The sequence below is a fragment of the Acinetobacter lwoffii genome, from assembly GCF_022809915.1.
GTDB classification, from domain to species: domain Bacteria; phylum Pseudomonadota; class Gammaproteobacteria; order Pseudomonadales; family Moraxellaceae; genus Acinetobacter; species Acinetobacter lwoffii_M.
The window spans coordinates 47,323-62,626 of sequence record NZ_JALGQY010000007.1 but is presented as its reverse complement, the minus strand read 5'-3'; the positions used below and the strand labels follow the sequence as shown (position 1 = coordinate 62,626).

At 43.3% G+C, this 15,304-nt stretch carries 13 protein-coding genes and 1 pseudogene; 9 read left to right on the top strand and 5 right to left on the bottom strand.

Annotation, left to right across the window (positions count from 1 at the left end):
- The first annotated feature begins 16 nt into the window (after window positions 1-16).
- On the top strand, window positions 17-1,003 hold the full coding sequence (locus MTX11_RS05305; RefSeq protein WP_243474551.1) for an alpha/beta hydrolase: 987 nt from the start codon (window positions 17-19) through the stop codon (window positions 1,001-1,003).
- Window positions 1,004-1,093: 90 nt separating this feature from the next.
- Entirely contained in the window at window positions 1,094-1,438 is a 345-nt protein-coding gene (locus MTX11_RS05300; RefSeq protein ID WP_005106592.1) for an SMR family transporter, read from the top strand.
- A gap of 39 nt (window positions 1,439-1,477) precedes the next feature.
- Here the strand turns inward: MTX11_RS05300 and MTX11_RS05295 are convergent, their stop codons facing one another.
- The 4 genes from MTX11_RS05295 to aceR form a co-directional block, all read right to left on the bottom strand.
- Entirely contained in the window at window positions 1,478-2,653 is a 1,176-nt protein-coding gene (locus MTX11_RS05295) for a benzoate/H(+) symporter BenE family transporter (RefSeq protein WP_243474597.1), read from the bottom strand.
- 109 nt (window positions 2,654-2,762) lie between these two features.
- Window positions 2,763-3,422, bottom strand: coding sequence for a leucine efflux protein LeuE (gene leuE / locus MTX11_RS05290; RefSeq protein ID WP_004278829.1), 660 nt, complete (start codon window positions 3,420-3,422; stop codon window positions 2,763-2,765).
- 75 nt (window positions 3,423-3,497) lie between these two features.
- Entirely contained in the window at window positions 3,498-4,475 is a 978-nt protein-coding gene (tal, locus tag MTX11_RS05285) for a transaldolase (protein ID WP_243474550.1), read from the bottom strand.
- Window positions 4,476-4,564: 89 nt separating this feature from the next.
- Window positions 4,565-5,455: an HTH-type transcriptional regulator AceR gene (aceR, locus tag MTX11_RS05280; protein WP_243474549.1), complete on the bottom strand. Its 891-nt coding sequence runs from the start codon at window positions 5,453-5,455 to the stop codon at window positions 4,565-4,567.
- A gap of 98 nt (window positions 5,456-5,553) precedes the next feature.
- Here aceR and aceI point away from each other — a divergent pair, with 98 nt between their 5' ends.
- Window positions 5,554-5,991 carry a chlorhexidine efflux PACE transporter AceI gene (aceI, locus tag MTX11_RS05275; protein WP_004645435.1) on the top strand — a complete coding sequence of 146 codons (438 nt, stop codon included), beginning with the start codon at window positions 5,554-5,556 and terminating at the stop codon, window positions 5,989-5,991.
- A 175-nt stretch (window positions 5,992-6,166) separates the two neighbouring features.
- Window positions 6,167-8,350, top strand: a pseudogene (locus MTX11_RS05265) (beta-propeller fold lactonase family protein).
- 54 nt (window positions 8,351-8,404) lie between these two features.
- On the opposite strand, the gene MTX11_RS05260 reads toward MTX11_RS05265, so the two are convergent.
- Complete coding sequence (locus tag MTX11_RS05260) at window positions 8,405-9,922, bottom strand: acetyl-CoA C-acetyltransferase (RefSeq protein WP_243474546.1); 1,518 nt, start codon at window positions 9,920-9,922, stop codon at window positions 8,405-8,407.
- Window positions 9,923-10,162: 240 nt separating this feature from the next.
- On the opposite strand from MTX11_RS05260, the gene MTX11_RS05255 reads away from it, so the two are divergent.
- The 5 genes from MTX11_RS05255 to MTX11_RS05235 all read left to right on the top strand — a co-directional run bounded on the left by MTX11_RS05255 (window position 10,163) and on the right by MTX11_RS05235 (window position 15,240).
- Window positions 10,163-11,554: a 3-oxoacyl-ACP reductase gene (locus tag MTX11_RS05255; RefSeq protein ID WP_243474545.1), complete on the top strand. Its 1,392-nt coding sequence runs from the start codon at window positions 10,163-10,165 to the stop codon at window positions 11,552-11,554.
- A 198-nt stretch (window positions 11,555-11,752) separates the two neighbouring features.
- Window positions 11,753-12,607: a MaoC family dehydratase gene (locus MTX11_RS05250; RefSeq protein ID WP_243474544.1), complete on the top strand. Its 855-nt coding sequence runs from the start codon at window positions 11,753-11,755 to the stop codon at window positions 12,605-12,607.
- A gap of 59 nt (window positions 12,608-12,666) precedes the next feature.
- The gene (locus tag MTX11_RS05245; RefSeq protein ID WP_243474543.1) at window positions 12,667-13,932 is read left to right on the top strand and encodes a serine hydrolase domain-containing protein; all 1,266 of its coding nucleotides are present in this window, start codon (window positions 12,667-12,669) and stop codon (window positions 13,930-13,932) included.
- A 78-nt stretch (window positions 13,933-14,010) separates the two neighbouring features.
- The gene (locus MTX11_RS05240) at window positions 14,011-14,457 is read left to right on the top strand and encodes a copper resistance protein NlpE N-terminal domain-containing protein (RefSeq protein WP_243474542.1); all 447 of its coding nucleotides are present in this window, start codon (window positions 14,011-14,013) and stop codon (window positions 14,455-14,457) included.
- 72 nt (window positions 14,458-14,529) lie between these two features.
- Window positions 14,530-15,240 (top strand): hypothetical protein, encoded by a 711-nt coding sequence (locus tag MTX11_RS05235; protein ID WP_243474541.1) that lies wholly within the window; start codon window positions 14,530-14,532, stop codon window positions 15,238-15,240.
- Window positions 15,241-15,304: the final 64 nt, after the last annotated feature.

Here is a 15,304-nt window from a genome sequence, read left to right as displayed (position 1 = left end):
TGTATAGGGGACAGTTTTGAGGTTTTTTGCCATTCATCTTTTGCTCATAGGTTCAGTTATTCTTTCCGGCTGTCAGACCACACAGAACAGTAAAGTCATTGCCGGTGCTTTTAACCTGACCACAGGCTTGCAGCAAAAAGTGATGGATCGTTATGCGCCTGGTGCGGTTATCGTCCAGCAAAATATTACCTATGCGCCGCAACAGAAATTATCTCTGGATCTGTATCAGCCGCAGAATATTGCCAGTGTTGGCCCGCGACCGACTATTGTCTGGATTCATGGCGGCGGCTGGATTTCAGGTTCTAAAGAACATGCACGCGGTTATTTCAAGCTGCTGGCGGCACAGGGCTATAATGTGGTATCCGTACAATACCAGTTTGCACCAAAAGCGACCTATCCTAGCCAGTTACACCAGATCAATCAGGCACTTACATTTCTCGATAACTATGCGGAAAACTACTATATTGATGCTCAGAACTTATATCTGGCCGGAGATTCTGCCGGGGCGAATATAGCTAGCCATTACGCCGCGCTTTTGACCAATCCTGTATTTGCTAACCAATCCGGTATTCAGCCTCATCTGCAACCCGTGCAGCTTAAAGGTTTAATCTTGCATTGTGGAATTTATGACTTGGAAGCATTTGCCAGCACAGCGCCTGAAGAAATGAAAATTATCGAATGGGGTGTCTTTAACCTGATTCAGGCTTATACCGGCGAGCGTAAACATGATGCCGCATTTTTAAAGCAGATTTCTCCGATTCAGTATATTACGCCGTCTTATCCACCTGTCCTGATCAGTGGTGGGAATAAGGATTTTTTGACCGATACTCAGTCACTACCATTTGTAAAAGCTTTGAAGGAACAGCAGGTTGCTGTGACTGAAATATTTTATCCAGAGTCTAAGGCCTGGCTCATTCATGAATATCAGTTTTTTATGGGCAAAAAGGAAAGTCAGCAAACCTTTGTCAAAACCCTGGATTTTTTACATCAGCTTTCCCCGTGAAGAGAAAACTGTGCAAAATGAATCTCTCAAGATTGATCGTGTCAGATCATCCCGACAGCAATCATTGAAAAATAGTTTGGAGTTTAAAAAATGAATCCTGTGTCATGGGCATATTTATTGTTGGCATTGGCTATTATTGCCGAAGTGACTGGATCAACATTTCTGGTGAAGTCTGAAGGCTTTACCCGATTATGGCCATCTCTGGCAGTAGTCGTTTTATTCTGTATTGCGTTTTATTTGCTGTCTCAGGTGATTAAAGTAATCCCCTTAGGCATTGCATATGCAATCTGGGCGGGAGTAGGCATCGTTCTTACGGCAATCGTAGGCTATGTAATCTTTAAGCAGGCGCTGGATGTGCCCGCTTTTATCGGGATTGCACTGATCATTTCCGGTGTGGTGGTGATTAACCTATTTTCCCAAACTGCAGGGCATTAAAAAGGCAGCAAAAGTAACTGCCTCATTTCTACAATAAGCTTATGCCACTTGCGGTTTAAGCTTAAACAGCAAATAAACCGTCAAACCAAGTAGCAGTCCCCAGAAAGCTGAACCAATACCGAAAAACTGAATATTAGAGGCACTAAACAGGAATGCCATCAGTGCCGCTTCACGGTCGTGACTGTCCTGAAAAGCCAGCGCAATATTGTGGCCAATGGTGCCAAACAGGGCAATGCCTGCCAAGACTGTAATCAGAATCCCTGGAAAAGCCATCAGTACACTGGTCAAGGTCGCAGCAAAAAAACCCATCAGAATATAAAACAGGCCGCAGCTCATCCCTGCAATATAACGTTTGGCCGGATCAGGATGCGCTTGGGCATCCAGACTGACTGCCGCACTGATTGCGGCAAGATTGACACTGAAACAGCCAAAGGGTGCCAGCATCGCCTGGGTAATACCCGTCCAGCCTAGAATAGAATTTACTTTCGGGGGATAACCATAACTTTTGATGACGGCCAAGCCAGGCAGGTATTGCGATGCCAGATTAATCACCATTAACGGTAAGGCTAATCCTAAAACAGCCTGCAAACTAAATTCAGGTGTAATCCATACCGGCTGGGCAATACTCCAGTTCAGCTGTGGAATAGTAAAATTAATAAAGAACGGACAAAGGGCAATAGCCATTAACACGGTAATCACGATGCTATACCGCGTACTCAGTTTTTTGGAAACCAGATAAATCGCCAGTACACAAAGCACAAATTCCCATGACTGTTGCAAACTACCAAACACAGAGATACCAAATTTCAGCAAGACACCTGCCAGCATGGCACTGGTCAAACTTTGTGGAATAAACTGGAAAATTCGCTCGAAAATTCCAAAAAATCCTAGACAAGCGATCAGAATGCCAGAAATCAGAAAAGCGCCAATTGCTTCCCCCAGACTATAGTGACCGGCAGAAGCAATGACCAGCGCCAGACCGGCAGTCGACCAGGCGGTTGAAATCGGATAGCGATATTTCCAGGAAAGCAGAAACCCGGAAACTCCAATGCCGATACCCAGTGCCCACAACCAGGAACTGATCTGTGCCTGATTGGCACCCAGGCTTTGCGCAGCTTCAATAACCAGTACGGCAGAGACACTGATACCAATCATGCAGGTAATAAAACCGGCCATGATGGCGGGAAAGGAGAGATCTTGTAAAAGTTTTGGCATCATCCATGACACTATTTTTAAATGCGTTTAAATCATACGCTTTTCACGTATCAACACAATGTTTTTAACAATTTTATCCAGAGGTCTGCTGGCTTGGAGCCGGTCATTGCTAGAAAGTTGAAGTCGCCAGTTTAAGGCCAAAACCGCAAAACAAGATCCCAACCGCCGCGACACAGCTGGCAGTCACTTTATAGTTCTGATTGAAATAGGAGGCCAGTTTTACACCAGAAAAAATCAGGATCGACAGATAGGTCATACTGATCAATTGCAAGATTACAGCCAGAAGCGTGAATGTCAGGGCTGGATAAGGATAGGCAGGATCGACAAACTGCACAAAAAAAGACAGATAAAACAGAATCGCTTTGGGATTTAAAATACTGATTGTGAGCGCTGTACGAAAGGGCTGAACAGATTCTACCGTATCCGGAGTCGTCTTTTTAATCTGGACGCGTTGTGATGACTTTTCCGGAAAGAAAGTCTGGTAGGCCGCAATGATTAGCTTGATACCCAAGTAACTGAGATAGATCGCTCCAATAACTTTCAGTGCAATAAACAGTACCGGAAAGGCATGCAGTAAAGAAGCTGCTCCCAATGCTGTACATATAATCAGGATCAGATCGCCCGTATAAACCCCCAAGGCACCCATATATCCCGTCTTAATCCCAAAGCGCGAAGCAATCGACATGACATACAGGGAATTCGGCCCGGGCAGTAGCACAATCAACGTGGTTCCAATGATAAAGGTCGTTAGATCTGTGATACCAAACACGAAAAACTCGCATGAACAAAAAAGCCGATGCGGCATTATAGCAACATCGGCTTGGAGAAATTTGCTAAATTTTCTTTAAATCTCAGTGGTACTCAGGAAAGTTTCACGTAATAAAGCAGCCAGTTGCTCACGGGCTTTAATGAAACCGTCAATGCCGCCTTGCAATAATTCACTGGCCATCGGATCCTGTTTCAATTGTGCATCAAAATCGGCATGGCTGATTGGATTGAGTTCACCTTGAACTTGAATATCTTTGGCTGAGAGTTGAGCTCGCACTTCACGTTGATCATTTTCTAGTTCGGCCAATAAATTTGGCGCTACCGTGAGCAGATCACAGCCGCTCAAGCCCAGTACCTGATCAATACTTCGGAAGCTGGCGCCCATGATTTCAGTCTGAATACCATGTGCTTTATAAAACTCATAAATACGCTTAACTGATAAGACCCCCGGATCTTGTTCAATCGGGTAAGACTCAACGCCTTCAGCTTTTTTGTACCAGTCCAGAATACGGCCGACAAAAGGCGAGATTAGAGTCACTTTGGCATCGGCACAGGCATGGGCCTGATGCTGACCAAATAATAAAGTCAGGTTGGTATGAATCCCTTCTTCTTCCAGTGCTTTTGCTGCTTGAATGCCTTCCCAGGTAGACGCGATCTTGATCAGGATGCGGTCTGAATCAATTCCATATTGCGCATAAAATGCCAGCAACTCTTTGGCTTTGGCAATCGTGGCTTCAGTATTAAAAGACAGGGAAGCATCGACTTCTGTTGAAACACGGCCTTCAATGAGTTTTAAGATTTCTACACCGAATTTGACCGTCAAAATATCAATGGTACGTTCAATCAGGGCGTCATCTGTATAGCCTTCTTGCTGGGCTTGCTGAAAAGCAGCTTCAATCAAGGCCTGATTTTCAGGTTGTTTCGCTGCTGCAGTAATCAGCGATGGATTGGTGGTTGCATCAAGCGGACGAAATTTTTCAATGGCACTCAAATCACTGCTGTCTGCCACAATGGTCGTCAAGTTTTTTAATTGGTTTAATGCAGTTAATGTCATTACGATCTAGTTCTATGGTTATTGCTTATGCTTTCTTATATATCATAAATGGCCGGTTTACCAAGTAGACTGTCGTTGAATTTCTGTGATTAATGCCCGGTTTTACGTTGTTTGCGCAAGTGATTAATCAAAAAATGAGCAGCTGTGCCTAATCGGGTTTCTCTGCTCCAGACCAGATCAACAAAATATTCAAACTTTGGGGTGAAATCGAGCAGGTTGAGAACCTGTAACTGATCTTGCAAATGTGGCTGCTCATTCAGCATTTCGAGTGGCAGAACCCCCCAGCCCAGTCCTTGCTGAATCATGCTGCAAGCCGAGTGATGGTTGTCGGTGCGCCAGTAATTTCGTGAAAAGAGTAGTTCCGGCTTGATGGTGCGATCCCGACTGGCCACCACAATCTGCCTGTTTTGCAAAATCTGTTCATAACTGACTTGATCGAATTGACTTAGGGGATGCTGTTTGGTGATTACAGCGACCAGTACCTCACGTTTCAATTCCACAAACTGTTCCCGTGTTTCCAGTTGTTCGCGTTCAAACATCAGGGCCAGCTGCGCTGAACCTTCGAACAGCATACGATGTGCATCTTCCTGAGGTGCACTAAATACATTGACTTGCAGTGCAGGAAATTCCTGTTCCAGTAACACGATATAATCGGTCCAACGCGTATGCAGTAATTCTGAAACCACCACAATATTCAGTTCAGATTCCAGGCCTGAACTTAGGGCTTGAGCATGCTGTTTCCACTGATTCATTTCGACCAGAAGTTGCTGGGTTTTTTCATACAATACCTGCGCCTGTGCGGTCGGTTTCGGTTCACGCCCTATACGCTGAAACAGTTCTAGATTCAGGTCAATTTCCAGATTGGCAATGGCCATACTGACTGCGGAAGGTACTTTACCTAGTTGACGGGCAGCCGCAGAGAAAGAACCGGTTTCCATCACAGTTTTAAACATCAGTAGCTGTTCTTGATTAACATTCATAATTTTATCTTTCATTTTCATTGATAGATTCTAACTCGAATAGTCAGATTTAAAGAAATAAAATTCTTGCATCATGTAATGAATTGAGCTGATTTGATATGTTAATTTCTAAAAGAAGATTGATTCATGCTGCCTTATATGAAGGCATTCTGCTGGTCGTGATCGCTGTCCTGCTAAGTACATTGATGCATATGCCGCTTGAGGTCACCGGTGCACTCGGGATTGCCATGGCTCTGACTTCAGTACTCTGGAATATGCTGTTTAATCATTATTTTGAAAAATTTGAAGCAAAACATCGTTTGAAAAGAACCATTAAAGTGCGGATTGCCCATGCAATTGGCTTTGAAGGTGGTTTGATGCTGGCGACCATTCCGATGGTGGCTTATGCCTTACACATGAGTCTGGCTCAGGCCTTTCTGCTGGATTTGGCTTTGACCCTTTGTATCTTGGTGTATACCTTCATTTTTCAGTGGATTTATGATCATCTAGAAGCCAGACTGGGGCTACAGCCGGATTATCGGAAAATCTCATCATAAAATATGCCATAAAAAATACCACACAGTTCAGACTCCCTTTTCAGAATGCGAAAGGTGAAATATTCAGCGATGAGGACTTGATCAAGTCCTCATTTTTTATGCTCGAACCCAACTAGAAATTAAGCTATAAGACTTTGATTTTTTATTTTAATTTTTAAATTTATTGGGGAATTCAATGCTATTTAGACGCGCGGTCTTGTCAGTGTCCATCGTGTTGCTGATGTCTGGTTGTGGGGGCGGAGGAAGCGATAGCAGTACCTCACAGCCAACAGGGCCAGATTCAATGACATCACCCAGTACGGGAGAGCAACTGAGCAAAATTGCGGAATTTAAGGTTCTGGATGTAGGTTCAGAATTAACAGCAGGGAATTTTGGTCTGAAAACCTGGAATCCCACCGCCATGGTGGTGAATGGCGATGTGCTTTATATTGCCAATAGTCAGGCCGAATCGAATATTTTACGTTATGACTTAAAACAAAAACGTGCACTCAGTGCGATTGATCCTACGAAAATTTAGGGTCTGGCCAAAAAATGGGATAGCCTGAATGATCTGGAAATTCAAGCAGGGCGTTTGTATGTGGCCAACTATGGCTCAAACCGAATTGATGTTCTAGATATTAATAGCGAGCAACCGAACTTCATTATGGCACTCGGCACAGGTGTATGGTGGGGCGATGCGCTTAATTACGCGCTGGTACATAGCAATGCGGTGACTGCTGACGACCGTTATGTGTATGTGCCTGATATTGAAGGCCGCATTAATGTGTGGCGTCAAAGTGATGTAACGGCGCAAAACCATTTAAAAGCGCGGAAATTTGCACGGCTCAGCTTGCCGGGCTGTGCGCGCAACTGTAATGCACGCATGGAAGTCATAGGTGATTATCTGTATACCAGCCTGCCGGATGGTATGACCTATGTCCACGATATCAATCAGATTCAGGAAAATGAAAATAATATTGCGTCCATTTTAACAGAAACCAATTTGTCGGCAGTCATGCATCGCCATAATGATGGCTTGGTCTATGTGTCACGGAATGATGGCACTGTAGAAAGCTACCGGGAAAAATCTTTTAACTTGGAGTCTATCTTACCCAATAAAAGTGTGGATACCTTCCGAGATTATATTTTAAAAGGGCAAAACCAGAGCAGCCGACTAGCCAAGGCCAGCGATCTTTATATTTATGGTCAGAATCTGCTGCATATGGCCAATCATAAAATTCATATTCTGCCAATGCTGACCCTGCAACAGAATAAATCCACCCAGTTAAACCAAGCTATGATTTTAACCGAATCTAAAGCACGCGAGAGAAGCCATGTCTTGCAGGATGGTGAATCATGGGAAACCTTGACCAATAGCAGCCAGCGTCATGTCTATATGGACAAGATTTTATCGGCAACTCTAAATGGCAACCGCCTGCATTTGCAAAGCTACAGTGCTGTGCCTGTACGTGATTTGCAGATTCGTGCCAAGATTAAAAACTCAGAAGACTGGGTGATTCTGGCTAAGCTGGATCAGTTGACGCCATTTTCGAAGGCAAATTTTGGTCTCAAGTTGACCGATCAATCCCGTTTCCCGTTGCTTGATGGCACAGGCTCGATCCAGCTCGCAGGTCTGAGTCAGACCACGCAAAACCCAAGCAATGTTTTTGATCTGAAAATTAGCTCTGAGACCGATGAGCACGTCAAAAAGCTGAATCAGATTAAAGCCAAATGGAAAATTTATTTTGGTACCTATGATGAACCGAATAAATGGTGTCGTATTACGCCGGTCTATGCCCGGGAATGGGTCATGATGATGACCAATCTGGCCTATATGCTCAGTACTCCAGAATTTGAAACCTTATGGTTTAACCATAAAGCGGTCATGGGACACGATTTTTTTGGCAATGATGGTCAGGTAGAAGGGCTGAATGGTTTCTTTCAGCCAGAAGATTATGTCCGGATCTATCGGGAAATTCTTAATCGCAATGAAATTAATCTTGGCATTACCAATATGGGTGGTGGTTTAGGTGGTGGAGCAGTATTAGGAGTAGATACTTGGTTATTCTATGGCCATTACAGATTATCTGGTTATCGAATTATTGCACATGAATTTGGTCATCATTGGGGCGGGCATAATAGTGCCTGGGCCATGTCGAATTATGGCTTTGAAGCTATGGTCGATTGGTTAAACTTCTATTTCCAGCGCCGTCCAGGCTCAATTCCTTATATGGACCCAAATGTGAATGCTTTCCACCTAACACCCGACAGCGCGCTTTGTCAGGGTGTGAACCAGAATATGGTGAAAGGTGTGGCATCGACTGCACCGTGGAACAAAGTGGATGAATATTTTAAAAATAACCCGATGCCAAATCCCTAAAACATAAAAAAAGCCCCTCATTTGAGGGGCTTTTTAATTGGATCGGTCAACAGATTATTTTTCAATAATCGCCGTTACACCTTGACCACCGGCTGCACAGATCGATACCAGTACGCGGCCTGAACCTTTCTGGTTAATCAGTTTTGCTGCTGTCGCAATGATACGACCGCCAGTTGCTGCAAACGGGTGACCGGCAGCAAGTGAAGAGCCTTTTACGTTCAATTTTGCACGGTCAATTGAACCTAATGGTGCATCTAGACCTAAACGCTCTTTACAGAATTTCGGATCTTCCCAAGCTTTCAGCGTAGACAATACTTGAGATGCAAAAGCTTCATGAATTTCATAATAGTCGAAGTCTTGCAGTTTCAGACCTGCACGTTCCAGCATACGCGGCACGGCATAAGCAGGCGCCATCAACAGGCCTTCTTTTTTCTCTACAAAATCAACTGCGGCAGTTTCCTGGAAAGTCAGGTAAGCCAATACTTCATGACCATTTGCCTTCGCCCATTCTTCAGAAGCCAAGAGCACGCAAGAAGCACCATCTGTTAGCGGCGTAGAGTTACCCGCAGTCATGGTACGGGCATCGCCCTTACCAAAGGCCGGCTTTAATTTCGCCAGTTTTTCAACACTTGAGTCCGCACGCAGGTTATTGTCACGTTGAAGACCCAAGAATGGTGTGATCAGGTCATCAAAGAAACCTTCTTCATACGCTGCAGCCATTTTCTGGTGTGAAGATGCAGCAAGTTCATCCTGTGCTTCACGGGAAATTCCCCATTCCAGTGTAGTAATCGCCTGATGATCACCCATAGACAGACCTGTACGCGGCTCACCATTTTTTGGTGCATCCATAAGGTCTTTCACATTGATTTTGGTCAGTGCTTTCAGACGGTCTTTTGCAGTTTTCGCAATGTTTAGCTCAAGTAATGCTTTACGTAAACCGTCACCAAAAGCAATCGGTGCATCAGAAGTCGTATCTACACCACCTGCAATGCCTACTTCGATTTGACCTAAAGCAATCTTGTTGGCAACAAGAAATGCCGCTTGCAAACCAGTACCACATGCCTGCTGGATGTCATAAGCAGGCGTTTCAGGTGCAAGGGCAGTATTTAGTACACATTCACGGGTCATATTGAAGTCACGGCTGTGTTTCAGTACTGCACCCGCAACCACTTCACCTAAGCGTTGACCTTGCAGATTAAAGCGTTCAACTAGGCCGTTCAGGGTTGCTGTAAACATGTCAGTATTGGATGCCGTAAAGTAAGCACCATTAGAACGTGCAAATGGAATGCGGTTACCACCGATAATCGCAACGCGGCGAACTGTATTTTGGCTCATGTTTGGTTCCTGTAGAACAGAAGTCTGTGTTGTAGAGATTAAATCTTTTTCAGATGAAGTCGTATTTTTGGCACGGGCAGGTGTGCTCCGTGTACGCGAGGTTTTAGTCGGACTTTTTTCTGTCCCAGTGGCTGTGTCAGTATTTTTAGTGCTACGCTTGGTGCGCGTTGATGGTTTTGACACAGTTTCTGTCGCAGAGTTCTCGACTGCTGGATTTTCTTGAGTTGTTTTGCTCATAAGGCTTTACCAGGCAAATAGATCGTCTTCTTGGCGCTTACATTAGCATAGAAGAGGATAGGCTGTATTGACTACAATGACATTACAGACTGCGCTCAGGTCAAGTCATCTGCCTATTATCTCAAGTATGATTGGGCGGAATCTGGCGGATCTATTGAAATATATGTGTCTGGCATCATATTGAAGTTTAAGGGTAACTTTAGATCAACCAAAAATTAATTTGTATGAGAGATAATAAACATGACTGATCAGTACCAAACTTTTGCAAAATCTCCTATTGGTAAATTTGTCATTAAAAATTTGGGTTTGCCATCCCCAACTTCTTTAGACCGTTTTGAGTCTGCTACGCCGGTGGTAAAAGGCGCAGTATTATTGGGCGCAGCACCAGCAAGTCCATTGACGGGTGCTATTGCTCAGGTTCTGGCAAATATTCATGCCAATAGCTATGCAGGTAACAATGCTGAATTACAACAGGCTGCTGCATCAGCTGGACTGAATCTGGGTGCATTTAATCCAGGCGATAAAGAATCAAAATTCAAAGTTGTCATTTTTGATGCTTCAGGGATCGAAAATTCAGAACAGTTAAAATCACTTTATGATTTCTTTAACCCGATTGCGCGTCAAATCCAAAGTTCTGGCCGTGTCGTGATTGTAGGGACTACGCCTGAAACTGCTAAATCAGTCAGTCAGTCAATCGCTCAACGTGCACTGGAAGGTTTTGTAAAATCTGTTGGTAAAGAGTTTAAAAAGGGAATTGCAGCGAACCTGATCTATGTAGATGCTGGTGCAGAAGCAAACCTTGAGTCTGCTTTACGTTTTGCAGTTTCTCCACGTTCTGCCTATGTTTCTGGTCAGGTGATTCGTGTTTCACCTGCTGAAAAAGTAGACGTAGACTGGACCAAGCCATTAGCGGGTAAAACTGCGGTTGTGACAGGCGCAAGCCGTGGTATTGGTGAAGCGATTGCCCATGTATTGGCCCGTGATGGCGCACATGTCATCTGTCTGGATGTTCCACAACAGCAGGCTGACCTTGACCGCGTTGCCGGTGAGATTGCCGGTTCTACCTTGGCTATTGATATTACAGCTGCAGATGCAGGTGAAAAGATCAAGGCAGCGGCAGCTGAGCATGGTGGTCTGGATATTATTGTACATAATGCCGGAATTACCCGTGACAAGACCTTGGCCAATATGAAGCCTGAGCTGTGGGATCTGGTGATTAATATCAACCTGTCGGCAATAGAACGCGTGAATGATTATTTAATCTCCCACGATGGTCTAAATGCCAATGGTCGTATTATCTGTGTATCCTCAATTTCAGGAATTGCAGGTAACCTAGGTCAAACCAACTATGCAGCCTCTAAAGCCGGTGTGATTGGTGTAGTAAAATTCACAGCACCGACATTAAAAAATGGTATAACCATTAATGCCGTTGCACCGGGTTTTATCGAAACACAAATGACGGCTGCGATTCCATTTGCGATCCGTGAAGCGGGCCGCCGTATGAATTCGATGAGTCAGGGCGGTCTACCTGTCGATGTTGCAGAAACGATTGCAATGTTTGCTGCTACTGCATCAACAGGTTTAAATGGCAACGTGGTACGTGTATGTGGTCAAAGTCTGTTAGGGGCTTAATTTAAAATCCCCCTAAATCCCCCTTTGAAAAGGGGGGAGATATCCCTCTCCTTTAATGGAGAGGGTTAGGGAGAGGTAAAAATTAAATTAAAAAGGGGATGAATTGACCCTCATCCCAGCCTTCTCCCTGAGCCATATATGGTGCAAGAGAAGGCGCTTTTAGACAAATTGAAATAATAAAATTTCCAAAGGTTCAGTATGAATACGCGCCATTTTAGTCAACTTCCAAAACCTTATTTAGCCTATCCAAAAGTGATTCAAGGCTTGATTTTTAAAAAGCCGAAAGCTGAAAAAGTTCTACCGCAAGTTGAATATGTGGTGGATTCATTCAAGGTCGATCAGAAACATCTGAAAGCCTATAACGAAGTTTGTGGTTTTAAAAATAATGGTTATATTCCAGCAATCTATCTGACGGTGCTTTCACAAAGTCTGCAAATGCACATGATGACTTCAGAAGCATTTCCGTTCCCGATTTTGGGTCTGGTACATATCCGTAATCAGGTCAAGCAATACCGTAAAATTGGCGTCAATGAAACCTTGACCCTGTCATGCAAATTTGGTGAATTACAGCCACATGATAAAGGTGTGCAGTTTGATTTCATGACTACAGTCAAAGTGGGGGGCGAGGTCGTAGTTGAAGCATTGACGACTTATCTGTCACGTCAAAAGACTAATGCTAAAGCTGCTGCAAAACCTGCAGAAAGCCAAGCGCCAGAATACAAACTCAATAATGAATGGAACATCTCGGAGAATACTGGGCGCCGTTATGCCATGACCTCAGGTGATTTTAACCTGATCCATATTCATGCAGTCACAGCGAAAGCCTTTGGCTTTAAACAGGCAATTGCACATGGCATGTGGAGCAAGGCCAAAGCACTAGCGAATCTGTCATTGCCAGATGCTTATGAAGCTGATGTCTGGTTCAAGTTGCCGATGTACTTGCCATCTAAAGTTGAGTTCCTGACGGCACAGGCAGCGAATGAGACAGATTTCCTGATTCGAAACAGTAAGAATCAAAAACCGCATGTCACCGGTCATATTAAAGCGATTTAAATCTGGATCAAAAGCCTAAACCCGATTTAGGCTTTTTCATTTTAAGGGATCAATATTCTATGGATAGAATGATGCAGCCAATTAAAGATTATCTGTTTGCTGATCAGCACAATTATCAGGGTAATGTCGATGAGCGTTTTAGCGATCTTGCCCGTCAGTTTAGCCGTTTGCAGGATGCACGTACCGAACAGGGTGGTGCCGCACTGGTGGTATATTTTGAGGGACAAAAGGTCGTCGATATTTATACCGGTAAAAAATCTTTAACTGAAAACTGGCAACCCGATACCATGTCGCTGTGTTATTCCACAGGCAAAGGTGTGCTGGCGACTTTGGCGCACATTCTGGTGAGTCAGGGATTCTTGGATTATGACCAGCCGGTTGCAGAATACTGGCCTGAATTTGCACAAAAGGGTAAAGAAAATATTACTCTGGCACATATGCTGAGTCATCAAAGTGGCCTGTTTGATATCCGTAATATTATTGATGATGCCACTGAAATGGCCGACTGGTCGCATATGCTGGACCGGATTGCGACAGCGGAACCACGTTTTCGAGTTGCTACAGATGCCGCTTATCAACCGCTGACCTTTGGCTGGCAGGTCGGTGGGGCATTAGAAAAAGCGACTGGTAAAAAACTGGGTGTACTGATGCAGGAATATCTGGTTCAGCCATTACAATTAAATGGTGCTTATTTCAGCGTGCCGACGAATGAGTTGGCTCGGGTGGCCTTACCTATTTTAAAGCCTAAGATAACCAAGTCTCAAACACAGACTTCGAAAAAAACCACACCAAGAAAGCCGAACCTGATGGAGCGAGCCTTGGTCTTTAGCGGGCAGGATCCTCAGGATTTTCAGGATGCCATGATTCCCAAAGGCATGAAGAAATTTAGTTTTTTTAGTGAACAGGGGCTAAAAGCCATTATCCCATCTGCTAACGGTGTCTTTACTGCAGAGAGTCTGGCAAAAATCTATGCCATGTTAGCGAATCGTGGTGAATGGCAAGGACAACAATTCATTTCGCCGGAAGTGTTCCCACAACTTAGTCAGGTGCAATACAAAACACGAGATCGGGTCATGCCTTTACCGATGCACTGGCGCTTGGGTTATCACCGTGTTCTCACTTTAGGAAAAGCCTCTAAAGGTTTTGGTCATATGGGTTTTAATGGATCTGGTGCTTGGTGCGATCCTGAGCGGAATTTAAGTTTTGCCTATACCCATAATTTCCCGACAGGTTCATTGACCGGAGATTACCGTCTTTGGGGCCTGACGCAGGAAACCTTGCGCTGTGCGGATGCGGTACTGACCGGTCGCAAAGGCTGGCGCTAAATATCCCTGATTTGGGAGTTTAGCCCATCAGCTAAATATGTTATTTTGTCGCGCAGTCCATGGCTGTGGTGTGAAGTAATGAAAAAAGTGCTGGTGATTCCTCTGGTCGCAAGCAGTGCCTTATTCGGATGTCAGGAGCCGAATCAGCCGGCTGCAAAAACGGTGATGGAAGCCAAAGCTCAGATTCCTGCCTGGGTCGGGAATTATCAGGGCACGACGCCATGTATGGGATGCTTTTCAAGTTGTGAAGACTGTCCAGGCATGGCAGTGGCTTTGACCTTGAATGAAGATCAGACCTTTACTTTACAGCGTGAAAGTTTAAGTGGTCATAATGAAATTGAAACGATGAGCGGGAATATTCGGTTTCAGGATGAATCACAACAAAAGATTGAATTGCTGAATGTCGATACCCGGAATCTACTCTATGTCGATCTGAAAAAGCATGTTCTGGAAATTCGTGAAGATCAAACAGGCAAACGCTACCAGATGCAAAGTGACTTTATCCTGTTTGAATCGGTCTTCTGATTTTAATAAAGCATCTTTTTTTATGGGAATTTAATGAAAAATTTTTCTATCACGCATTAAAAGTATAATTTTATGATCATAAAAGAAGTAACTATAACTGAGGCGTTAAGTTTCTTTAGCGCCTTTGCCTTAATAATTAGCTTAATTAATCAAACATATTTTTACTATCGTTTAGATGCGATGTGGGTGATGTCCTTAATATCACCGACTATCTATTTATTTGATATATTTAAGGTTATCGCTACTTTATTAATCTTAATAGGTGTGATGACATTACTGGATTTTTTATATAAAAATATTACGAAAAAAATCATTTATAAGAAAAGAATAATCTTTAGACAGGGCGATGATTTATCAAAATTACTTATTGAAAAAAGAAAAGAATATGAACGGAATTTTATAATTTTTATTTTATTGATTTTGATTCTATTGATCATCTTTGCATCATATGTTGGATTTAGAGCTTCAATTTTGTTCTTTTGTATTTCAGGGGTTTTACTTGGGATTTCGATAGTTTTAGTGATGGATAATTCAATTACTAGAAATATTAGATTATTTGTTTCAGGATTCCTTTTAATTATTGCTGCGATCTTGCATGGTGAGTACAGATATATCAATTTTCAGGATTCACCTAAGGTAAAAATTAAAAAGGATAATAATATAAAAAGTAATTATAAATTATTGGGAATAGGTAAAGATAAAGCCATTCTTATCACTAATAGTACAAATACAAGTAATAGTTTTAAAATAATTGATTTAAATCAAATTGATAAAATTGAATAAGATTCATAAATTATACTTTTCATTCACTATTTTATAAAAAAACAGTATGCTTAGACCTGTAAAA